The sequence below is a fragment of the Streptomyces sp. NPDC046909 genome, assembly GCF_040644695.1.
GTDB lineage: Bacteria > Actinomycetota > Actinomycetes > Streptomycetales > Streptomycetaceae > Streptomyces.
In genome coordinates, this window is sequence record NZ_JBEYXC010000005.1 from 441,130 (window position 1) to 464,038 (window position 22,909).

The window sequence follows — 22,909 nt, forward strand, 5'->3', positions numbered from 1 at the left end:
CTGTGTCTGCTCGCCCAGCCGCAAGGTACGGCCGGAGCCACGAAGCTCAGACATGCTCACATCCGGGATCTCAGCACGTCGACCTCACAGCCCGGCGCGAAGGGGTCGAAGCCGTGCTCGACCAGCCAGCGAACCCCCAGCAGGCTTCGCATCGACCACCACGCGCGGATCACGTCGAGGTCGACGTCGGTGCCGTACCCGGCGAGGAGGTCACCGAGGTGCTCCTCGTGTCCGAGCGTCAAGGTGGCGAGGTCGAACAGGGCATCACCCCGGCCCGCCTCGGACCAGTCGATGATGCCCGTGACCTCGTCGCCGTCGACGAAGACGTGCTCGATCTGAAGGTCGCCGTGGGTGAACACCGCGGTCCATGGCCGGAGCGCGGCCTCGGCGACGCGGCGGTTGCGGGTGACGAGGCCAGCGGGCAGGACACCGTTCGCCACGAGCAACTCGCACTCGCCGTCGAGTTCCGCCGCCAGCTCATCGGGATTTCGGCGGCGGCGACCGGGCCAGGGCGGCAGCGGCGCGTCGTGCAGCTTGCGGATGGCGGCACCCGCCGCCGCCCACGCCGTCGGCGACCCGGTCGACGGCCCGCCGAGGCGCCCGAGCGGCGTCCCCGGGAGCGCGGCGATCGCGAGCACGGGCGGCTTGCGCCACAGGACCTCCGGGGTCGGGACCGGCGCGAGGGACATCGCCTCGACCTCGACGTCGATGCGCGCCTGATCGGCGTCCACTTTCAAGAACACGTCACCGACGCGAAGCGTCGCGCGCTCGGAGTGGGCGACGACGACCTTGACCTCATCCATGGGCGACCAGTATCCCGGGGATGATCTACGACGTCGCCGGATTTGTCGCCTGCGACAACGCGGCTGACCGCGTCCCGCCACCCGGCGCGTCGTGCCCGAGACCGGCCCCTGACGAGGTCAAGGCCACCACTTCCGCGAGGAGTCCTCAGGCGGCTACCTCACCGCACCTCCTTCGCGTACGGCGCCACGCTGATCCGGTCGATCAGCGGGGCGTACCGGGAGCGGAGCAGCACGCCCGGAAAGGTGTCCGAGGCGTAGGTCGTGCCGTCGAAGTTCGGCAGTTCCTCGGAGCGGAAGGTGATGGTGTTCTGTCCCTTCTTCAGCTGGACGGGGACGGTCAGCTCCCAGAAGTTGTTCTGGTGGAAGCTGTGCGGGAAGCCCACGCGCTTTGTCTCGCCGCCGTTGACGGCGATGTCGGCGTGCCGGGCCAGCGGGTCCGGGTTGTAGTGGGTGGCCTCGGACTGCTCGGGGTTGGAGTAGCGCACCCGCAGCGCGTACAGGCCGGCCCGGTCCGCGGTGACGGTGAACGTGGCGGTGTTGCCGTTGCCCGGGTCGCCGCCGATCCCGGTGATCGCGGTCCCGTCCGTCGCCAGCGACAGCGGGGCCAGCGCGGCCGTACCCGCCAGATGGGCGTCTTGCGCTTCGTACGTGCGCACCGGGAGCGTGCCCTCAGTCGGCGTGACCGTGAGCCGGTCGACGAGGGTCGGGGTCGAACCGCCGGTCAGCGTCACCTTGTTGACGCCGCCCGAGAGGGAGACCGCGACGCTGCTCCGGCCCTTGGCCAGGCGCAGGACGTCATGTCCGTTGACGGAGAGCCGGGCGCCGGTGCCGCCGAGGGTGTTCACGTCGATCGTGGCTTCGCGGTCGGCGGGGGAGTAGACCCAGAACGTGGCGGTCTGGCCCTTGGCGAGCCGGGCCGCACCCGATCCGGTGGCCGGAGTGTTGTTCTTCGGCAGGTCGTAGACGGGCTTCGCCCCGCCGCCCAGCCAGCCCAGCTCACCCTCGTACACCCGGGTGTCGGCCGAGGCGTCCGGCAGGGACAGGGTGAGGCGGTCGACGATGGCGTCGCCCTTGGTGACCCGCTTGCCGTCGAGGCTCTTCGCCGCGAGCGTCAGGGTGTGCCTGCCCTTGGTGAGCTTCACCTCGGTGTCGGTGTGGTCCCACACCACCCACTTGTAGCCGAGCGGCAGATGCAGTTCCTGCTCGCTGTCCGCCTGGCCGTCCACGCGCAGGAAGACATTGGTGGGGCCCTGTTCCTTCACCTGGTCGTAGGTGTTGAGGGAGTTGGCGAAGACGCTGAGGTCGTAGGTGCCGTCCTCGGGCACGTCCACCGTGAAGTCGAGCGTGACGTCCGAGCCGGTGCGCAGACCGCCGACGTCGTAGCCGCCGGAGGTGTAGAACTTCGACACGTCGCGCGGTGAGCCCTCGGGGCCGTTCTTCGAGTAGCCGGACCCGGTGTGCGCGGCGTCCTCGGCCTCGTACGAGCCCTGCCAGCGAGTGGGCGCGGCCTGAGTGCCCTTCGCGTTCCCGGCGGGGCTGAGGACGATCTCGTACGCGGAGGACTCCTTGAGGGCCGGCAGAGTGCCGTCGCCGAAGTCGACGATCACCTTGCCGTCGTCACCGACCTTGAGGTTCGTCTCGGTCAGCAGCTTCGGGCCGGAGTTGTCGCCGACCTGGCCGCTCCACTCGATCTCCCGCACCCAGGCGTGCACTTGGCCGCCGAAGACCTTCTTCGGGATGTCGTCGAAGACGATGTGGCCCTTGCCGTTCGAGCCGCCGAAGATCAGCCGGGCTTGTTTCTTCTTCTCGTCGAGGGTGGCGACCCCCTGCATACTGTAGTTCTCGCCGGGGAACGGCGGGCTGACGGCCACCGTGTGGCCGCTCATCGCGGCGTATGAATTCAGCAGCCACCACTGCCCGTTGCCGCGGTTGGACTGCACCGCGGAGTCGGAGAGGTTGCCGTCGATGTTCCAGTACGCGATGTCGGCGTCGACTTTGGACTCCTCGATCGCGGAGACCCACTGGATCATCTGGCCGGGGACCGAGGTGTGGTAGTTGAAGGCGTACTCGTTGATGTTGACGGGGAGTTGGGTGCCTTCGCGGTCCGTGCCCTGGAACAGGGCCTTCTCCCACGTCCGGTACTTGGCGACGCTCTCGCGCACCGCCTCCGGGTGGCTCAGCTCGTGCCAGGTGATGACGTCGGGGAGGGTACCCGCGGCCAGCGCGTGGGTCAGGAAGTCCTTCACCTGGTCGTACAGGACACTGGTGTTGGGGCCGGCTATCCGGGCGTTCGGCATCCGGCTCTTGATGAGCCGGTAGGCGGAGTCCCAGGCGGCGAAGTAGTCGTCGGGGTCGCTCAGCCAGCTGACCTTGTCGTAGCTCCACTCGCCGGTGCCGAACATGTTGCCCTCGGGCTCGTTGAACGGCACGAAGACGACGTTGTCCTGGTACTCCTCCGGCAGCTGGAGGACCTGGTCGACCTGCTTGGCGAGCTTCTCCTCGTACAGCTTGACCTTCTGCGCGGGGGTGTCGCCCGGCCACTGGTACGGGAAGCCGCGGTGGATGTCGGTCATGTAGATGTACACATCACCGTCGGTGGAGTCGGCCAGCGGCTTCACCACCTCCAGCGCGTCGGCGCCCGGGTGCTGCGGGCCGTCCTGCGCCTTGGTCGAGACCGTGCGCAGGCCCATGCCCTCCATGAGGTTGTTGGTGGGGACGTCCGGTCCGTACACGCCGTAGAGGGTGCCGGAGGCGCCGCCGTGGAAGGCGCCGGTGTCCGAGCCGAGGTCGACGGTGAGCTGGCCCTCGCGGACCACCGTGACCGTCGCCTTCACCTCCCGCCCGGCCGCCGTGCCCGTGACGGTGAAGGTTCCCGGCTGGGCGTACTTCTCCGGCGGGACGGCGTCCCAGGTGACCGGCGTGTCACGGTCGTAGCCGTCGGAGAAGGTGGAGCGGACGGCGGCGGGCAGGGCGGGCGCGGTCCCCGTCGTCGTACGGACGTCGAAGGAAGTCCGGGAGAGTTCGCCGACGGTCGGTGCGGCGTCGACCAGGCTTGCCACTTGTGCGGAGCTCAGCGCCGAGTGCCACACGGTGAAGTCGTCGATCGCGCCCTTGAGCAGCGGGTCCGGCCAGAAGGACTTGCCGATGTAGCCGGCCGCGGTGGCCGAACTCTCCAGCAGGTCCTTGGCCTTGATGTCGGTCGCGGAGGAGGAGACCGCCACGCCGTCGAGGTAGGTGGTGAGCCGGCCGGCGGCGGTGTCGAGGGTGACGGTGACCGTGCGCCACTCGTCCGCCGGGAGCATCGCGTAGCCGCGGACCTGGGTCTCCGCACCGCCGCCGCCCGTGGTCACGGAGGTTTGGAACAGGCCGCCGCCGTTGTACGGCGTGCTGAACAGGTACTTGGTGGTGTTGGTGCCGAGGTCGAAGATGCGCTGCCAGGACGACTTCTCGCCGCTCCACTTCACCCGGGCGGAGACCGTCAGGTCGTCGGTGTCGCCGACCACTTCGCGGGGGAGGCGGACGTAGGCGCCGTCCGAGTTCGGTGCCCCGCCGGGGAGGGAGAGGGCTTTGCCGCCGCCGGTGCCGTCGACGGACTGGGCGGTGGAGGGGTTCACCAAGGTCGCCGTGAGGCTGTTGCCGGAGCTGTCGGTGATCCGGCCGGAGGCCAGGTCGTCCTGGTCGAAGGTGTAGTGGGCGGTGGGCTGCGGAGTCTCCGCCGCCTGGGCGGGCACGGCGGGTGCGGCCAGCAGGCCTGCGCCGAGCGTCAGGGCCACGGCGGCCGGGGCACGGCGCCGGGCGGGTCTTTCGGGGGATGTCATGGATTGCGTCCTCAATCCTTGAGTAACGGCACAGGTCCTTGAGCGACGGCCGAGATCCTTGAGCAGCGGCGCGGATCTTTGAGCAATGGCGCCGATCTTTGAGCAATGGAGCAGATTCTTGAGCAGCGGCTATGTGAACCGGTTCGACGGCGCGGGGTCCGGGCGCCGGGTCACTCAAGGGATCTTCCTGTCGAACCGGTTCGGCAAGCTAGCACCGGGGCGGCGGGCGGGCAATCCCCTCAACACCAGGAAATCTCAGTGCTGTCGGAGGTGTTGACAGCCGTCCGGGCCCTTCCTACCGTCACTTCACGCGAACCGGTTCGACAGCCGGTGCGCCGCTCACGAAACGGTTCGACGAAGGAGTCCCGTGAACATCGGTGAGATCGCCCGGCGGGCCGGTGTCTCGCGGAGCACCGTGTCCTACGCGCTGAGCGGCAAGCGTCCGGTCTCGGAGGAGACCCGGCGGAAGATCCAGCACGTCGTCGACGAACTGGGCTACCGGCCCAGTGCCAGCGCACGCGCCCTGGCCAACGGGCGGACCAGCACGATCGGGCTGGTCTTCCCGCCGGCCGGGAACCACTACACCGGGATGCAGCTCGACTTCATCGGCAGCGTGGTGGAGGCCGCCGCGGCCTACGACTACGACGTGCTGCTCTCACCCAGCGGCGTCGACAGCGACCGTTCCTTCCAGCGGATGCTGGGGGAGCGGCGGGTCGACGGCGCGATCCTGATGGAGATCAGGCTGGCCGACGACCGGGTCGATCACCTGGCCGCCCTGGACTTCCCCTCCGTCGCCATCGGCCGCACCGCCCACCCGGAGGGCAGCTGGTGGGTCGCCCTGGACCACACCGCCCTCGCGGCGGCCTGCGTCCACCACCTGGCGGACCTCGGCCACCGCCGGGTCGCCTTCGTCAACCGGCCCGAGCAACTGCTGCGGGCCGGGTACGAATCCGCGCAGCGGGGCCTGGACGGCTTCACCAAGGCCGCGGCCGAACGCGGGCTCACCGTCCGGACATACTGCTGCGGGGACGACGCGGCCTCCGGCCAGAGCTGCGTGGAACGGATCCTGCACGACGACCCGGCCACCACGGCCCTGGTCACCCTGAACGAGGCCGCCCTCGGCGGCATCTACCGGGGGCTCGCCCAGGCGGGCCGCCATGTTCCGCGCGACTTCTCCGTCACCGGGGTCGTCGCCGGCCGCTGGGCGGAGACGGTGACCCCGCAGCTCACCGCGGCGGACGTACCGGCCGCCGACCTGGGACGGCTCGCCGTCGAACTGCTGGTGGAGCGGCTGGACCATCCCGGCACACCGCCACGGCACCATCTGCTCACACCGCCGATCTCGCTGCGGGCCAGCACCGGGCCCGCGGGAGTCGGCACCGCCTGACCCCGGCTCTCCCCAAACCCCTTCTCGACGCCATCGCACCAGGGCGCCCTCCGCCGTGCCCGTTTCCGCCCGGCACCCCACTGCCCCGGCACCGCCCTGCCCGACAAGTCCGTGCCTCGGCACCCGCATGCCGAAAACCGTAAGGAACCCGCGATGAACAGCACCTCCAGGCACCGTCGCCTGACCGCCGCCGCCCTCACCGCCCTGGCTCTCGCCGGCACCGTCACCGCCTGTGGCTCGGGCTCGGGCGGTGGCGGGTCGAACGCGGCGGACAGTGGGACGTACACCGTCTGGGACCCCTACCCGCAGTTCGACAAGACCTCGGCCTGGGCCAAGCTGCTGGACCAGTGCGGCACCGAGGCCGGAGTGAAGATCAAGCGGACCGCCTTCGACACCAGCGACCTGTCGAACAAGGCGCTGCTGGCGGCGCAGCAGGACAACTCCGCGGACGTCCTCATCGTCGACAACCCCGTGGTGTCGACCCTCGCCGAGGCGGGCGTGCTCACCACGACCGACGACAACAAGCTCGACACCACCAAGGTCGACCCGAACCTGCTGGCCGCCGGCCAGACCGACGGGAAGACCTACGGCACCCCGATCGGCGCCAACACCCTCGCCCTCTACTACAACAAGGCGGTCCTGAAGAAGGCCGGCGTCGACATCGCCTCGATCAAGGACTGGGCCACGCTCACGGCGGCCCTGGCCAAGGTCGACAAGGCCGGCAAGAAGGGCATCACCTTCTCCGCGATCGGCACCGAGGAAGGCAGCTTCCAGTTCCTGCCCTGGTTCTGGGGCTCCGGCGCCCAGCTGACCCGACTCGACTCCGCCGAAGGCGTGTCGGCGCTCGCGCTGTGGAGCGACTGGCTGAAGAAGGGGTACGCGCCCAACTCGGTCATCAACAACACCCAGACCACCAGCTGGCAGGAGTTCGCCAGCGGCGACTACGCCTTCGCCGAGAACGGCACCTGGCAGCTCGCCAACGCGAAGAAGGCCGGCTTCGACTACGGCCTCCTGCCGATACCCGGCGCCAAGGGCGGCAGCGCGGCGGCCCCGACCGGCGGCGAGTTCGTCACCGTCCCGGTCCAGAGCGACACCGACCGCTACGCCACCTCGCAGAAGCTCGTCACCTGCCTGACCAACACCGAGAACCTCTACGACACCGACACCACCCTGTCGTACGTCGCCCCTACCACCGAGGTCCAGGACAAACAGGTTGCGGCGAACGCGGAGTTGAAGCCGTGGGTCGACGCGGTCAAGGCCGCCAAGGGCCGCACCAGCGACGACCTCGGCACCAAGTACCCGAAGATCTCCGAGCAGATGTGGAAGGCGGTCCAGTCCGCCCTCAGCGGCGCACAGTCCCCGAAGGACGCGCTCGCCGCCGCCCAGTCCGCCGTCAAGTGACCACACCTCAGGGCCCGTTGATGAGTCATACGACCCAAGTGCCGCGCCGCGGGCCGGTGTCCGGCCACACCGACGCGGCACCCGCCGCCCCACCGTCCCGGCCGCGGCGCCCCACCTCCCAGCAGTGGGCCGCCTGGGCCTTCCTCGCCCCGGTCACCCTCTACCTCGTCCTCTTCTACGCCTATCCGCTCTACCGCAACCTCGACCTGAGCCTGCGCCACTACACGGTCCGCTCCTTCGTCCAGGGCGACGCCCCCTTCACCGGCCTCGCCAACTACCGCACCGTCTTCGACGACCCGACGTTCGCGCCGGCGCTGCTCCACACCGCGGTCTTCACCGCCGTATGCCTGCTCTTCCAGTACGCCATCGGCCTCGCCCTCGCGGTCTTCTTCAACCAGCACTTCCGGCTCTCCGCCACCCTGCGGGCCCTGTTCCTGGTGCCCTGGCTGCTGCCGCTGATCGTGTCGGCGTCCACCTGGTCGTGGATGCTCAACAGTGAATCGGGTGTCGTGAACGCCCTGTTGGGCGCCGTCGGCATCGACTCGGTCAACTGGCTGACCTCGCCGACCTGGTCGCTCACCTCGGTGATCATCGCGAACATCTGGATCGGCGTCCCGTTCAACCTGGTCGTCCTCTACAGCGGACTGCAGTCCATCCCGGCCTCGCTGTACGAGGCGGCGGCCATCGACGGGGCGAACGCCTGGCAGCGCTTCTGGCGGATCACCTTCCCGCTGCTGCGCCCGGTGTCCGCGATCACCCTCCTGCTGGGCCTGGTCTACACACTCAAGGTCTTCGACATCATCTGGATCATGACCAAGGGCGGTCCGGCGGACTCGTCCACGACCTTCGCCACCTGGTCCTACCAGCTCGGCTTCGGCAACCTGGTGCCCGCCTTCGGCCCGGGCGCGGCCGTCGGCAACCTGCTCGTGGTCGCCGCGCTGGTCTTCGGCCTGATCTACGTCCGGGTGCAGAGAAAGCAGGCGCTGTCATGAGCCGAAACGGCAGGCGCAGTTGGGGAAAGACCGCGATCGGCGTCGTGCTGACCGGGATCATGCTGTTCCCGGTCTACTGGATGGTCAACGTGTCCTTCACCCGCGACCAGGACATGCGCAAGAGCCCACCCGGCCTGTTCCCCACCCACGGCACCCTGGACGGCTACCGCAAGGTGCTGGACGAGCAACTGCCCTACCTCGGCACCAGCCTCGTCATCGGCCTGGGCACCGTCGTGCTGACCGTAGCCCTCGCCGCGCCCGCCGGCTACGCCCTGGCCAAGCTGCGCCCACGCGGCGCGGGCATCCTCAACTTCCTTCTGCTGGCGGCCCAGATGATCCCCGGCATCATCATGGCGATGGGCTTCTACGCCATCTACCTCCAGCTCGGCATGCTCCAGTCCGTGCCCGGCCTGATCGTCGCCGACTCCACCCTCGCCGTCCCCTTCGCGGTGCTCATCTTCACCGCGTTCATGACCGGCATCCCCGGCGAACTCCTCCAGGCGGCGAAGACCGACGGCGCCGGCGCGCTGCGCACCTTCTGGTCGATCGTCCTGCCGATGAGCCGCAACGCGGTCGTCACCGTCTCGCTGTTCGCGTTCCTGTGGTCCTGGTCGGACTTCGTCCTCGCCAGCACCCTCGCGGGCGGCGGCGCCCACGAGCCGATCACCCTCGGCATCTACCACTACATCGGCAACAACAACCAGGAGTGGAACGCCATCATGGCCACCGCCGTCGTGGCCTCACTGCCCGCCACGGTCATCCTCGTCCTCGCCCAGCGCTACGTCGCTGCCGGCGTGACGGCCGGGGCCGTCAAGGACTGAGCCTCCGTCTCCTCCCTGTTCGAGCCGTGGTGCTCGAGAATCGAGTCGCACTTCATGACCGCCGCCCCTTCCGGCCCGGCCTTCTCCGTCCATGACATCCCGTTCAGCACGTACGGATCCTGGTTCGACATCTCGCCCGTCGTGGCCGAGAAGACGTACGCCGACGATCTCCACCTCGTCTCGCACCAGAACGGCATGCACGCCGTCCTGCGCCTGATCCCCCTGGCCGAGGGCGAGCGGGTGCGGACCGACTGGCGGGCGACCCCGGGACTGCTCACCTGGACCGGAGAGCGCGGTCGCGTGGACCTCGCCTACGAGACGCCGGACACCGTCCGGCTGCGGGGGAGCGGCCTCGACATCGGGGTGTTCGCCGCCGCACAGGCCCTCACCCCATTCAGCGGCACGTACTTCTTCCACGACCCGGCAGCGGACGCGCACGTCTTCACGTCGTACGAAACCGGGCGCCGCTACCGGGTCACCGTGCTCAGCGGCACTGTCACCGAGGTGGCCGGGAACCAGGCCCTGGGCAGCGCCGGCCGCGGCCTGACGGTGACCGCGGGGGCGGACGGGGTGTGGGAGATCGCCGTCGAGGAACTCGACACCGCGCGCCCGCCGTTCACATCCGAGGTGTCCTTCGACGAGGTCGTGGAAGCGGCGCGGACAGCGTTCGCGGACTTCGTCGACGCCGTCGCGCCCTGGCGTTCGGCAGCCATCCCCGCCGCCGAACTCGCCGCCTACGTCGTCTGGTCGGCGACCGTACGACCGGCGGGCCTGGTCACCCGGCCCGCGGTGCTGATGTCCAAGCACTGGATGGACAAGGTCTGGAGCTGGGACCACTGCTTCAACGCCCTCGCCCTGGCTCCGGGTTGCCCCGAGCTCGGCCTCGACCAGTTCCAGCTGCCCTTCGACCACCAGGACGCCAGTGGCGCCCTGCCCGACTCGGTCACCCACTCCGAGGTGCTGCACAACTTCGTCAAACCGCCCATCCACGGCTGGGCCTTCGGCCGACTGCGCCGCCGGTTGCCGACGCCGCCGAGCCAGGCCGAACTGGCCGCGGTGTACGAGCGGTTGGAGCGCTGGACCCACTTCTGGCTCACCGCCCGCCGCGCCCCCGGCGCCGAACTGCCCTACTACCAGCACGGCAACGACAGCGGCTGGGACAACGCCACCACCTTCGACCCCGAGCGGGTGGTCGTCACCGCGGACCTGGCCGCCTTCCTGATCCTCCAGATGCATGAACTCGCTTCCCTCGCAAAGGAGTTGGGCAGGGAGGACGACGCGCGCCGGTGGACGCGAACGGCCGCGGAGACGCAGGCCACGCTCCTCGACCAGCTCTGGACCGGGGACCGCTTCGTCGCCCAGGGAGTCGCCACCGGGAACACATGGAGCACCTCCAGCCTTCTCGACCTGATGCCCGTCGTGCTGGGCGAGCATCTGCCCGCCGAGGTCGGCAGCACCCTGGCCGACCACATCAAGGCCCACCTCACGCCGTACGGCCTGGCCACCGAACTGACCACCTCCCCGCACTACCTTGCCGACGGCTACTGGCGCGGCCCCATCTGGGCCCCCGCCACCGTCCTCATCGAGGACGGCCTGCGCCGGGCCGGCCACCACCGGCTCGCCGACGACATCAGCGCCCGCTTCCGGACCCTGTGCGAGACGCACGGCTTCGCCGAGAACTTCGACGCCGTCACCGGAACGGGTCTGCGAGACCGCGCCTACACCTGGACCGCCGCCAGCTATCTCCTGCTGGCCGAGGCGCACGCCCACAGAGACGGCCGCTGACCGGCCGCCTCCTGCACCACCCCGGGTCCGACCGGGCCCGGGGTCCACCCCCCCACCCTTGCAGGAGCCGCACCGTGACATCGCCCCGCGCACCCCGCAGAGCCCGACGCCGGTCCGCCGCCTCCCTCGCCGTCTTCCTGGCGGCCCTGGCCACGACCCTGCTCCCCGCCGTCCCCTCCCGGGCCGCGGACACCGCCGTCACCGTCGACTTCGCCACCGCCGGAGGCGACCCCACCTACCGTGCCTCCGGCATGATCTACGGACTGACCGTCGACGGGTCGCAGCCGCCGGACCACTTCTTCAAGGACATCAAGTGGCACTTCGAGCGGGCCGGCGGCGCGCAGCTCAACGGTGGCGGCTACGCCACCAGCCTCGCCGAGTACCGGACCCGCTGGAACGCCACCCTCGCCCAATACCAGCGCACCAAGGCGCTCGGCGGAACCTTCGTCATCCTGCCGCACGACCTGTGGGGCGCCGACGGCACCACCAGCACGGGCTTCCCCGGCGACAACGGCAACTGGACGCAGTTCGACAACTTCGTCAACCAGCTCATCTCCGACGTCAAGGCCAACAACATGACGGTGGAGTGGGACCTGTGGAACGAGCCGGACCTCAGCGGCTTCTGGGGCCGGTCCCAGAGCCAGTACCTCCAGATGTGGTCCCGCTTCCATGCCGCCGTGCGAGCCAACCTCCCCGGGCAGCTCATCGTCGGCCCCAGCATCGCCAACCCGCCCAGCTCGTCCAACAGTTGGTGGACCACCTTCCTCAACCACGTCAAGGCCAATAACGTCGCCCCCGACATCTACAGCTGGCACGCCATCCCGCACGACCCCGTCACGGCCGTCAGCAACGCCAACTCGACCCTCGCCGCCGCAGGTCTGCCCCACACCCGCCCGTACCAGATTAACGAGTATGCCGGGCGCGAGCAGCAGAACCCCGGTGGCGGCGGCTGGTTCATCAGCCGCCTGGAGCGGGCCGGCGCCGACGGCCTGCGCTCCAACTGGGGAGGCGGCCCCAGCCTGCACGACTACGCGGCCGACCTGCTCACCAAGAACAGCTCCGGCCAGTACCTGCCGAACGGGGAGTGGTTCCTGTACCGGTACTACGGCTCCCAGACCGGGAACATCGTGAACCTCACGCCCGGTACGAACACCGACGGGCTGGCGACCAAGGACAACACGGCCCGCAACGCGAAGATCCTGCTGGGCAGCAACGGCAACACCGGCAACGTCACCGTCAACCTCAACCGCCTCGACACCACCTCGGTGGTGGAGAACAGCCGGGTGCGCGCGATTGTCCAGCGCATACCGAACAACGGCGGCGGCGCGGTGACGGGCCCGGTGACGGTCTCCGACCAGACCCTGACCGTCAGCGGCAACTCGGCCTCGGTGAGTGTGCCGTGGACGGACGCCGCCGACGGCTACACCGTCACGCTGCTGCCCCCGACGGACACGACCGTCTCCACGGTCGCGGTGGTGCAGCACAGCGGTCAGTGCCTGGACGACACGAATCTCAGCACCGCCGACGGCACGCAGTACCAGCAGTACCTCTGCGAGGGCGGCTACCAGCAGATGCTCGACTTCAAGCCGGTCGCCGGCCGGGCGAACACCTACACCATCGTGAACGAGCGCAGCGGCAAGTGCCTCGACGTCTCGGGCGCCTCCACGGGCGACGGTGCCGCCGTCATCCAGTGGCCCTGCAGCGGCGCCGCGAACCAGATGTTCACCCTGAAGCCGGTCACAGCGCTCGGCAACGGCAAGGACTACCAGCTGGCCGCGGTGCACAGCGGCAAGTGCGTGGACGTCAGCGGGGTTTCGACCACACCCGGCGCGGTGATCCACCAGTGGACCTGCGACCCGGCGAGCGATCTGGCCTCGAAGCGGAACCAGATCTGGCGGCTCCTCGGCAAGGGCTGAGCGCAGGGGCGGAGCGGGCGCAGCGGGCGGACGCCGGTGCGCTCGCTCCGTGGTGCACCGCCGTCACCGACGCAGATGTGGGTTGTGCAGCCGGCATCGTCCGTGCCTCCGCGGCCGGGTCAGTCCAGAGACGCCAGCGTGAAGTGCCGCACCTGGAGGGGCGCGACGAGGTACTCGTCCTCGCCCGGCAGAACCACGGGCTGGTCACGCCAGTGCTCGCCGGCGTAGCCGACCAGGTCCTGCTCGCTGCGCCAACGGCTGACATAGAGCAGAGAGTTGGGCGGCGCGATCAATACCTCGTGGTCCACCAGCCCTGGGTAGCGACCGGGAAACTCACGTACCGCGGCGACGATCATGTCGTGGAACGCCTCGAACCGCTCAGGCCGTACGCGTGCCTCGCTCACCCTGATGATCACAGTCAGCAGACTGCCATGCGGGCAGATGTGGCGCCACCGTCCTGCATTGCCGGGGAGTAGTCAGTTCGGTCAGACTCGGTGTATGGGAGATGGCGCCCAATGGTCGCTGGACGATGACTGGGATTGGCAGATGCAGTGCGCACGGTCTCATGACGCGTCGCTGTGTGACACGGACTCGTGGGTGGCTCCTGTCGAGGAGGAGCTGGTGCCGGCAGCACGGGCGAGCGCGTTGAGCCAGTGGTATCCATCCACCAGTCACAACTACCTCCGGTTCGCGGACGGTCCCGGTGAAGGTTCTGACATCTGGTCGGCGAGGTGATCCGGAGGGAACTCTCCAGCGCTGTCAGTGCTCGTTGATAGCGTGCTTCAACGAGTCGTGGAGTTCATGAAGGGGCGGGGTACGTGCGGAATGTGGCATGCCATCAGGTCGGCGAGCAGCGGTTGGCGGAGGCGCTCGACGACATCGAGGGGCGGGCCTATACGCGGTGGCATTCGCTGCGGTACGGCAGCATCTCGCCGACGCTGATCCGGGCGATGGCGGACGAACTGCTCGACCATGTCGCCGCGCGAACGGTGACGAAGCCGGGGCTCGACGCCGCGGCCGGCACGGTCGCCGTCACTGCCGCGGAGTGTGTGCACGGAGTGCTGAGCATCATGTGCTTCCCGAACGGGGACCAGGAACTGCGATTCCCCCTCGTCGGGGAGCGGATCAGCACGGACCCGGACGACGACGAGTTCGGCGACGGGCCCATCACCTTCCGGGACGTCGTCAAGGAGGCGCCCACCGCGCGGACGTGGCTCGACATGTTCGAGATGTGTGTCGTCAGTGGGCATGTGTGGGACTGGGAGCGGGTCACCGGGCTGCTGCTGCGCGGCGACTACGCGCCCGCCATCCGTGACGGCGTGCCCTACAACCGGTACACCTCCGTCTCCGACCCCGCCGATCTGGCCGCCATGGACGCGCTGTGCCCCTATCTCACCGAGGCGTCCGGGCATCTGCCCCGCGACTGGCCTACTGTTCCGCTGCGCAAGCCGGATGCCGGGGAGCGCGCGGAGGCCGCCCGCCGGCTCGACGAGGTCGGTGACGCGCTGAGTGCGGACCAGCGACTGCTGCGCGTACTCCTCGACGACGACCAGCACGCCTTCGAGGACGCCCTCGTCGCCCGGCTGGTCGCGTACCGGGAGAGCGTGGAGGCCGATGCCGGTGATCCCGCGCCGCGGTCCCTCCTCCCTCTCGGCACCCTCGCCCTGGCCTGTCTCGCCGTCCAGGTCCATGGGTGGGAACTCGGCGTCCGGTCCGGGTACCTGCCGTACGGTCTGCTGGGATCGCCGGACGCGCCGCGCCGGGCGGCGGAGGGGAACCGGAACACCTTGGGCTATTGGGCCGCCAAGTAGGCCACCCCGGGGTGCGGAAGTGGGCCTGGCCCGTCTCCCAGACGCCGTCGCGGAGACGGACTCGTCCCCACCGGGGCAGCGGGTCCGCCCGTGCGACAGCCAAGGACGGAAGACCACCCATCGGGCGGAGCGAGCCGTGAGCCCTTTGCGCTTGGCGCGGACCACCCCGGACAACCGGCCGCGGCTGAACGACCGCATGCGCCTGCTGTGGCGGCGCGGCGGCACGATGCGAGTTGACCTGCGTGAACGGATCCGGGTGCGGAGCCGTCTTCTCCCAACTCCCAGTCGGCTGGCACCGCGAGATGGCGCTGCACCCGGCGAACCGTCGGTCCTTCGGGGGCGACTTCACGGACGCGGCCTCCCGCGCGCTGCTGTTGTCCGGCGCCTTCATCGGCCTCCTGGGCTCCGTTCCGCCCGAGGAGTTCCTCCCCGCCGCGAACCGCAATCCACTGAGACAGGACTGGGACGAGGGCTTCGCCACCACGATCCACCTCGTTCTCGACCTGCACTGTCTGAACCACTTGCGCCCCTGGGATTCGTGGGTTGCGCGGCACAGCGCGCAGAGCACCGGCGAGTTCCTCGCAACGGCAGAGTTCACGTCCGCCTGAACTTCGCCACCTCTCAATCCGTCCTGACGGAGACGATCACTCGCATGGGACGCGCCGCCGCGATCCACAGGAGCCGACAAGGAAAGTGACGATCAAGAAGATCTGGAACACCGCCCCGGAAACGAGAGCCTCTGCCATGCCCATGCCCATGCCCCCTCCCTCCCGTACCGACGCCCCGGACAACTCTCCCAGCACACCGATGCTCGTAGAAGGCTTCGGACTGGACCAGAGACTGCGGCCGCCGGAGATGACCTCCTTCCTCACGCCCGAGGCCGACCTGTTCGCTGTCTGGCACCTGGGTATCCCCGATGTCGCCACCGACAGCTGGTCGTTGACGGTCGGCGGAGCGGTGGCACGTCAACTGACCCTGTCTCTCGACGACCTGCGAGCCCTTCCCCAGACGGAGATCACGTCGGTGCACGAATGCGCCGGCAGCCCTCTCGCGCCGTCGGTCCCTCAGCGGCGGGTGGGGAACGTCCGCTGGGGAGGGGTCCGCCTCAGCGAACTCCTCGGCCTCGCCGGTCCGGAGGACGAAGCGGCCTATGTGATCTCCGTCGGCGTGGATCACGGTCGGTACGACTCCGCCTACCACGATCACTACGAGAAGGACCTGCCCCTGGGGAAAGCCCTGGACGGAACCACCCTCGTCGCGCTGACCGTGAACGGGGCCCCACTGCCCGTACGGCGCGGAGGACCTGTCCGCCTCGTCGTGCCCGGCTACTACGGAACCAACTCGACCAAGTGGCTGACGTCGCTCACGGTGTCGGACCGTCGTAGTACCGGCGCCTTCACGACCAAGTACTACATGGACCCGACGGCGGACGCCCGTGCCCAGGCCACCCCGGTATGGGAACTGGCACCCAACTCCATCCTCGTCGCCCCCGCCGACGCACACGTCCATGTCGGCAAGCCCGTCGAGATCTGGGGCTGGGCCTGGGCACACGAGCCCGTGACGGAAGTCGACGTCAGCGTCGACGGCGGGCACACGTGGACATCGGCCCAGGTCGCAGGCCGCACGGGACACGCCTGGCAGAGGTTCAGCTTCGCCTGGACGCCCTCCTCGGTCGGCGAACACATCCTCGCCTGCCGCGCCACGACAGACTCGGGCACGACCCAGCCCTCGACCCCACGCCGCAACCGCATCCACCAGCGGATCATCTTCGTCACGCAGGAGTAGCCATGGGCAGTACCGTCACCGTCGCCGCGGCACACCTCGAGCCCGTGCTGCTCAACAAGCGGGACACCGTCCGCAAGGCGATCGACGCGATCGGCGAAGCCGCCGGCAACGGCGCCCGGCTCATCGCCTTCCCCGAGTCGTTCATCCCCGGCTTCCTGGTCTGGACGGCGCTCCGCGCGCCGATCCACAACCACCGGCTGTTCACGACCTTCGTCGAGAACTCCGTCTATGTCGACGGCCCGGAGATCGAACAGATCCGTCAGGCGGCCCGCCGACACGACATCCTCGTGTCGGTCGGGTTCAGCGAGCGCAATCCCGCGAGCCTGGGCAGCATCTGGAACTCCAACGTGCTCGTCGGAGCGGACGGGACCATCCTCAACCACCACCGCAAGATCGTCCCGACGTTCTACGAGAAGCTCGTGTGGACGCCGGGCGACGGGCACGGACTCCGGGTCGTCCCCACGCCCCTGGGGCGCCTCGGAGCGCTGATCTGCGGCGAGAACACCAACCCGCTCGCCCGCTACACGCTGATGGCCGAAGCCGAGCAGGTACACATCTCGACCTACCCGCCGCTGTGGCCGACCCGCGATCCCAGCTCGGCAGGCAAGAAATACGACCTGGAGAACGCCATCCGCATCCGCGCCGGCGCCCACTCCTTCGAGGCCAAGGTCTTCAATGTCGTCGTCTCGTCCGTCTTCGGCGAGCAGTCGGCGAAGACGCTCAGTAGCTTGGGCGAGGAGGCCGCACGGATTGCCGAGGACAGCGCGAGGGGAGTGTCGCTGGTCCTCGACCCCTTCGGGGACGTGATCAGTGACGTCATGCGCGAAGAGGGCCTGCTCTACTGTGCGTTCGACCCGGACGACGTCCTTGAGCCCAAACAGTTCCACGACCTGTCGGGCGCGTACAACCGGTTCGACATCTTCGACCTGCGGGTGAACCGACGGCGTGTCGAGCCCATCTCGTTCTCTCACAGCGCATCGACGTCCGGCGACTCGCCACAAGCCGCCTCGCCGAACGTGCAGTTCGGATAGGCCCGCTCTCGCTCAGGCGCCTGTGGGCGGGGCTCTATGGGGCGACAGGGGCGGGCATCTCGTTGAGTGACTCGACGGTGAGGGGGACGGTGCGCTCGCAGGCGCGTTCCTCGTTGTCCTTGAACTCCAGTCCTGAACCCCCTGCATCGCCGTCCCCCGAATGTTCCAAGTGGATGTGGAGGTGCCGCCCCTTGACGCGGCGCAGTCCGAACCTATTACGCTCGGTAAGACCCAGCGTCGGTCAGCAACCAACAAGGGGCGCCCGCCATGATGGTGAAACTGCTGTCGCGGTTTCTGGTGTTGGCGGGAGTTTCGGGTGCGCTCATTTGGTGGCTCGGGCCAGGCACTTACCTTTATGGCCTGCTGATCCTCTACGTTCCGTATGCGATCCTGAGAATGTGCCTCTTCCTGCGGCAGCGCGACGCTGTGCCGTCGTTGCTCACCATCGTGGTGACGGCGGCCGCCGCCTTCAGTTGGCTGGGCTTCATCGAGCTGCTGGACATCTCCTGGTATTTCAAGGCGATTCTGGTGTGCTTCGTTTCCCTGCCGCTGGGAGCCGCCAGCAAACAATTGATGCGCGTGGACATCCGAGGGGCCGATGCGTATCGCGGCGAGTTCGCCGCCCGCCTGGTCAGCGAGTTGTTGGACGGTGGCCGGCAGGCTCGGCCGTTCTCGCTCTACCTCCGCCCATTCGCGTCCTCCGACCGGCTTCCCGCGCAGATGCTGGGACCCGGCCCCGTTCCTGGCGACATCGCCTCGTACGTCGACGTAGAGACGTTGCTGGTCCGGGCGCTGCACCGGACCTATCCACTTGTCGCGCTCGGCCGACCGGGCGAGAAGAGCGAGGGAGCCGGCCGTGTCCTCACCGACGAGGAGTCCTGGCGCACGGCCGTCATCCGCCTGGCCGCCAGTGCCGACCTCGTCATCATGGTCCCGTCGGCCAACCCCGGAACGCTTTGGGAGTTCAGTCATCTGCTGACGTCGGGACAACTCGGCAAGACATTGTTCGTCATGCCAGAGACACCTCAGGAAACGCCGTCGGGGATCGCTCAGACGGTGGAGCACGACAGCGGCATGTTCGGCATGCAGGTGCGTCACTACGCGATAGCCGACCATTCCTTCGATTTCGCAGGAGAATGGGCGCGGGCCAGGCAAGCGGTACGGGCGTTCAGGATCGACTTGCCGCCGTACACCGAGACCGGCGCACTGTTTACGCTTGACCCGGAAACAGGCCAGGTGGCCCGGATCGTTCCGCTCGCGCTGTCCCTGCTCGCAGATCGCGTCAACTACCTCCGGGCGGCCGTCATCGAGTTGGGCCTTCTTCCGCCGAAGGGCGGCAAGTTCACGGGTATCGCGGATGCCTTCGAACGCTGCCTCGTACCGCACCGCAGGACACGCGTATACGCCCTGACGGTGGCCGCCGAAGCCTGTCGGGGGTGGGGAGACCAGGCACTGGCAGCGGCGTTGATGGACCGAGCAGATCGGGTCGCGGGCCGAAAGCGGTCGCTTTGACCGGGGTGGTGTCACCGCGGGCATCGCCCAGTGCCCCGTGACTGCGCACCGCGGGGCAGGCGCATGTCGGTTCATTTTGAAGACACCCGGGGGCTTGCGACGGGATGGCGTGAGGCGCTTCTGCCACTGGGAGCCCATCGGGACGCGGCAGTCGGAAGGCGATCGCTGTGCCGCGTGCACCACGCCTGACGCGTCGGCGAGTCGCAGCGGGTTTGGAAGTGCGCGCCCAACGGCGTGCCTCGCTGTCGCATGATGAGATCGTGCGTGCTCACCTTTCGTACCAGCCCAAGGACGAGCGGCAGGCCTCGTCGCTCGCCGCCGCACTGGCGCGTGCCGGTGCCGAGGTCGTGCCCGGTGCCGACATCGGCGCAGCCGGGACGGACGCCGTCGTCCTGCTGTGGTCGTACGCAGCCGAGGCCGCCTGGGGCGCCGCCCGGGTGGAAGGTGAACGCGTCGTACCCGTCCGCCTCGACGACACTCCACTGCCGCCCCCGCTGAACCGCCTGCCCCAAGTGCGCCTGGCCGTCGGCGTGACGGATGCGGCAGCGGCCACGATTGTGCGCCTGGGCTCCACCGCCGCGCTCCCCGACGAGCATGTGCGCGAACCCGAACTCCCGGGCGTCATAAGCGACTTCGGCCCTCTGGGGCAGTACGAGACATGCCCACGGTGCGGTGTCGGCAGTGACCGGCTGCGCCCCTACGTCACCGTCGATCACCGCGACGACCGTGCCCTGCGCCTCGTCATCTGCGGTTCGTGCGGCTGGCAGGACTACGGCGACCTCTGACGATCCCACCCGAAGCGGGGGACATGTGCGTCGCAGATGAGCGCGGCGGTGACCGTCACCGCTGGAATCCTCGCCCTCAACACGGCTGCCGGCAGTGCCCGTTGGAGGCGGCGGTCGGGGCGCCCCCTCCCCCGGCCCCTCGCCGCGAATGAGCTGGTGCACTCCAGCTGGTGCACTTCTCGGCATCCCGGCTGCGACGCCCCTGCGCCCGCGTCGCCGCGCCGGGACGCAGTACGTCGCTTTTCGGCCATGCCTCTGCAACGTCCCTGTACGGAAAGGTACTTCCCTATGCGGGCATGAACCTGACATCTTGCTCCCACCACTGGTTTCGTACGGCTCGGTCGGTGCCACCAGCACAGCCGGGCCGTCTACGGAGGATGCTTTGATACCCCACAGATCCAGCCGACCGAGACGCGTGTTGGTGCTGGCGGCCACGCTCGGCGCCGCCCTCGCATTCGGCGCCCCGGGCGCCCTCGCGGGTACGCTCCCGGTCGTCCCCTCCACCGCGCCGGCCGCCAAGGCCCACGCGTCGGCCGCCACGACGGCTTCCCAGAGCGCGGCCTGGGTGGCCGGTACGCGTGCCTACCTCGTGATCACCACCCCTGGTGACACTTCGGCGGTCCGCTCCGCGATCGCGGCCAACGGCGGCACCGTCTTCTCGAGCTTCGACGCCATCGGTGTGATCGTCGCCCACTCGGCGTCCAGCGGATTCGCCGCCACCATGCGCGGCGTCTCCGGCGTGCAGCAGGTCGGCGCCACGCGCACCTCGGACGTCCCGGCCGACGCCTACGACCCGGCGCTCCCGGCCAATCCGGCTCAGTCCACGACGCCGGCCGGAGAACCGGTCCGGGCCGACATGAGCCAGATCAAGGCCGACCAGGCCTGGGCCGTGAACCCGGGCTCCGCCTCCGTCACGGTCGGCATCCTGGACACCGGTGTGGACGACCAGCACCAGGACCTGGCGCCCAACTTCGACGCGGCCGACTCGGTCTCCTGCGCCTACGGCAAGCCCGACACCCGGACCGGCGCCTGGCGGGACGTCGACACGCACGGCACCCACGTGGCGGGCACCGTCGCCGCGGCCAAGAACGGCAAGGGCGTCGTCGGTGTGGCACCCGGGGTGAAGATCGCCGCGGTCCGGGTCGCCGAGCCGGGCAACTCCTTCTTCTTCGCCGAGAACACCATCTGCGGCTTCGTCTGGGCCGGTGACCACGGCTTCAAGGTCACCAACAACAGCTATTACACGGACCCGTGGCAGTTCAACTGCCCGGACAACATCGACCAGGCCGCCATCATCGAGGGCGTCAAGCGCGCCCAGGAGTACGCCGAGAGCAAGGGCTCCCTCCAGATCGCCGCCGCGGGCAACGAGAACTACGACCTCGCCCACAAGACGACCGACTCCGCGAGCCCGAACGACTCGACGCCGGTCACCCGCACCATCACCAACGCCTGCCTCGACATCCCGACCGAGCTGCCGGGCGTGGTCACGGTCGCGGCCAACGGCACGGGCGTCACCAAGGCCTCGTTCTCCAACTACGGTCAGGGCGTCATCGACGTCGCGGCGCCGGGCAGCAGCGTGTACTCCACCGTCCCCGGCGGCGGCTACGGCAGCAAGAGCGGCACCTCGATGGCCACCCCGCACGTGGTCGGCGTCGCGGCGCTCATCGCCAGCGCCAACCCGGGTATCACCCCGGCGCAGATCCGCGCCAAGCTGGCCGAGCAGGCCAACGACATCGCCTGCCCCTCGGACAGCCGCTGCACGGGCACGACGGCCAACAACTCGTTCTTCGGCGAGGGACAGGTCGACGCCCTCAAGGCCGTCGGGACCACCCCGCCGCCCGGCAAGTACTTCGAGAACCTCGCGGACTTCGCCATCAGCGACAACGCGACCGTGGAGAGCCCGATCACCGTCACGGGTGTGACCGGCAACGCCCCGGCCACCCTCAAGGTGGGTGTGGACATCAAGCACACCTACATCGGTGACCTGAAGGTCGACCTGGTGGCGCCGGACGGCACTGTGTACACGCTGCACAACCACACCGGCGGCAGCGCCGACAACATCGCCCAGACCTACACCGTGAACGCCTCCTCGGAGGTCGCCAACGGCACCTGGAAGCTGCGCGTCAACGACAACGCCGCCTCCGACACCGGCAAGATCGACGCCTGGAACCTGACCTTCTAGCACAGGGCCCCGGCAACGCCCGCGTCCAGGAAGGCCGCGGACGGCATGGAGAGGTGTGCAGCCGGCGGACGCCTACGACAGTGGTCTTGGACCCTCTGTCGTAGGCGTCCGCAGGGGGCCGAACTCGTCCAGGCCGAAGACGACTTGAGGCGAGCCGTCCGCGGGCATGACCCGCCGGGGGAGGGGCGGTGTCATGCGGGGGCGCCGAGCGGGGGGTGTTCGAGCACACGGGGCCTGTACTCGACGAGTTGGATGCGGCCGTCGAAGGTGCGGTGGTCGGTCATCTCGAGGGCGACGTCGGGGTAGCCGTCGTAGATGCGTTCCTCGCCGGTGGCCCCGGTGATTACGGGGAACATCACGACGCGGAAGCGGTCGACGAGTCCGGCTCGGAGCAGGGCCCGGCTCAGGCTGAGGCTGCCGATGGTGCTGAGGAGCCCCGAACCGCTCGACTTCATGGCGCGGACCGTCTCGACTGCGTCGTCGCGGACGAGGGTGGAGTTGGCCCACGTCAGTGGCTCTTTGAGGGAGGAGGAGAAGACCACCTTGGATGCTTGCGTGAGTTCGTCGACGGAGGCTTCTTCCTCGGGCCTGAACTCGTCCTGGCCGGCGGGGACCTCGCCTGCGGCGAAGCCCGACATCAGGCGGTAGGTGTTGGCCCCCATCAGGTAGGTGACCTTCGGCTGCTCGCCGAGCCATGCGAGGTACTCCGGGCCCTCGAGGCCCCAGAAGCCGGGCCATCCCTCTCCCGAGGCGTAGCCGTCGAGGGAGGTGATGAAGTCGACGAGAAGCTCCGACATTGCGGTGTCCTTTCGTGGGGTGTCACGAGTGTGGACCGGCCGAGAGCCGCAAACTCATCGGCCGCGCTGGGGCCGAGCAGAAA

General features: G+C 69.1%; 16 protein-coding genes and 1 pseudogene. 13 read left to right on the forward strand and 4 right to left on the reverse strand.

The window, feature by feature from the left end; translation table 11 throughout:
• Window positions 1–56 precede the first annotated feature (56 nt).
• Window positions 57–803 (reverse strand): aminoglycoside phosphotransferase family protein, encoded by a 747-nt coding sequence (locus ABZ928_RS19025; RefSeq protein WP_361519874.1) that lies wholly within the window; start codon window positions 801–803, stop codon window positions 57–59.
• A gap of 158 nt (window positions 804–961) precedes the next feature.
• A complete protein-coding gene (locus ABZ928_RS19030; RefSeq protein WP_361519877.1) occupies window positions 962–4,621 on the reverse strand; it encodes a LamG-like jellyroll fold domain-containing protein in 3,660 nt (1,219 codons plus the stop codon).
• 367 nt (window positions 4,622–4,988) lie between these two features.
• Here ABZ928_RS19030 and ABZ928_RS19035 point away from each other — a divergent pair, with 367 nt between their 5' ends.
• The 6 genes from ABZ928_RS19035 (at window position 4,989) to ABZ928_RS19060 (ending at window position 12,923) form a co-directional block, all read left to right on the forward strand.
• Window positions 4,989–6,008 carry a LacI family DNA-binding transcriptional regulator gene (locus ABZ928_RS19035; protein WP_361519880.1) on the forward strand — a complete coding sequence of 340 codons (1,020 nt, stop codon included), beginning with the start codon at window positions 4,989–4,991 and terminating at the stop codon, window positions 6,006–6,008.
• 153 nt (window positions 6,009–6,161) lie between these two features.
• Window positions 6,162–7,409 (forward strand): sugar ABC transporter substrate-binding protein, encoded by a 1,248-nt coding sequence (locus ABZ928_RS19040; RefSeq protein WP_361519883.1) that lies wholly within the window; start codon window positions 6,162–6,164, stop codon window positions 7,407–7,409.
• Between the two features lie 20 nt (window positions 7,410–7,429).
• Entirely contained in the window at window positions 7,430–8,401 is a 972-nt protein-coding gene (locus tag ABZ928_RS19045) for a sugar ABC transporter permease (RefSeq protein ID WP_361519886.1), read from the forward strand.
• Window positions 8,398–9,222 carry a carbohydrate ABC transporter permease gene (locus ABZ928_RS19050; protein ID WP_361519889.1) on the forward strand — a complete coding sequence of 275 codons (825 nt, stop codon included), beginning with the start codon at window positions 8,398–8,400 and terminating at the stop codon, window positions 9,220–9,222. Before ABZ928_RS19045 ends, ABZ928_RS19050 begins: the two co-directional genes overlap by 4 nt.
• Before the next feature lie 54 nt (window positions 9,223–9,276).
• A complete protein-coding gene (locus ABZ928_RS19055) occupies window positions 9,277–11,007 on the forward strand; it encodes a trehalase family glycosidase (RefSeq protein ID WP_361519891.1) in 1,731 nt (576 codons plus the stop codon).
• 74 nt (window positions 11,008–11,081) lie between these two features.
• The gene (locus ABZ928_RS19060; protein WP_361519894.1) at window positions 11,082–12,923 is read left to right on the forward strand and encodes an RICIN domain-containing protein; all 1,842 of its coding nucleotides are present in this window, start codon (window positions 11,082–11,084) and stop codon (window positions 12,921–12,923) included.
• Window positions 12,924–13,042: 119 nt separating this feature from the next.
• Here ABZ928_RS19060 and ABZ928_RS19065 read toward each other — a convergent pair whose 3' ends face one another.
• Window positions 13,043–13,327 carry an antibiotic biosynthesis monooxygenase gene (locus ABZ928_RS19065; RefSeq protein WP_361519896.1) on the reverse strand — a complete coding sequence of 95 codons (285 nt, stop codon included), beginning with the start codon at window positions 13,325–13,327 and terminating at the stop codon, window positions 13,043–13,045.
• A gap of 414 nt (window positions 13,328–13,741) precedes the next feature.
• On the opposite strand from ABZ928_RS19065, the gene ABZ928_RS19070 reads away from it, so the two are divergent.
• The 7 genes and pseudogenes from ABZ928_RS19070 to ABZ928_RS19100 all read left to right on the forward strand — a co-directional run bounded on the left by ABZ928_RS19070 (window position 13,742) and on the right by ABZ928_RS19100 (window position 22,029).
• Window positions 13,742–14,734 (forward strand): immunity 49 family protein, encoded by a 993-nt coding sequence (locus tag ABZ928_RS19070; protein WP_361519899.1) that lies wholly within the window; start codon window positions 13,742–13,744, stop codon window positions 14,732–14,734.
• Window positions 14,735–14,927: 193 nt separating this feature from the next.
• Window positions 14,928–15,240, forward strand: a pseudogene (locus ABZ928_RS19075) (serine/threonine-protein phosphatase); the annotation flags it as partial.
• 250 nt (window positions 15,241–15,490) lie between these two features.
• Window positions 15,491–16,519, forward strand: a complete 1,029-nt coding sequence (locus ABZ928_RS19080; RefSeq protein ID WP_361519901.1) for a molybdopterin-dependent oxidoreductase — start codon at window positions 15,491–15,493, stop codon at window positions 16,517–16,519.
• Window positions 16,520–16,521: 2 nt separating this feature from the next.
• Window positions 16,522–17,550: a carbon-nitrogen hydrolase family protein gene (locus ABZ928_RS19085; RefSeq protein ID WP_361519904.1), complete on the forward strand. Its 1,029-nt coding sequence runs from the start codon at window positions 16,522–16,524 to the stop codon at window positions 17,548–17,550.
• 267 nt (window positions 17,551–17,817) lie between these two features.
• Window positions 17,818–19,062, forward strand: a complete 1,245-nt coding sequence (locus ABZ928_RS19090) for a hypothetical protein (RefSeq protein WP_361519907.1) — start codon at window positions 17,818–17,820, stop codon at window positions 19,060–19,062.
• 260 nt (window positions 19,063–19,322) lie between these two features.
• Window positions 19,323–19,847, forward strand: a complete 525-nt coding sequence (locus ABZ928_RS19095; RefSeq protein ID WP_361519910.1) for a hypothetical protein — start codon at window positions 19,323–19,325, stop codon at window positions 19,845–19,847.
• A gap of 421 nt (window positions 19,848–20,268) precedes the next feature.
• On the forward strand, window positions 20,269–22,029 hold the full coding sequence (locus ABZ928_RS19100; RefSeq protein ID WP_361519912.1) for a S8 family serine peptidase: 1,761 nt from the start codon (window positions 20,269–20,271) through the stop codon (window positions 22,027–22,029).
• A gap of 191 nt (window positions 22,030–22,220) precedes the next feature.
• Here the strand turns inward: ABZ928_RS19100 and ABZ928_RS19105 are convergent, their stop codons facing one another.
• Window positions 22,221–22,826: a dihydrofolate reductase family protein gene (locus tag ABZ928_RS19105; RefSeq protein ID WP_361519914.1), complete on the reverse strand. Its 606-nt coding sequence runs from the start codon at window positions 22,824–22,826 to the stop codon at window positions 22,221–22,223.
• Window positions 22,827–22,909 lie beyond the last annotated feature (83 nt).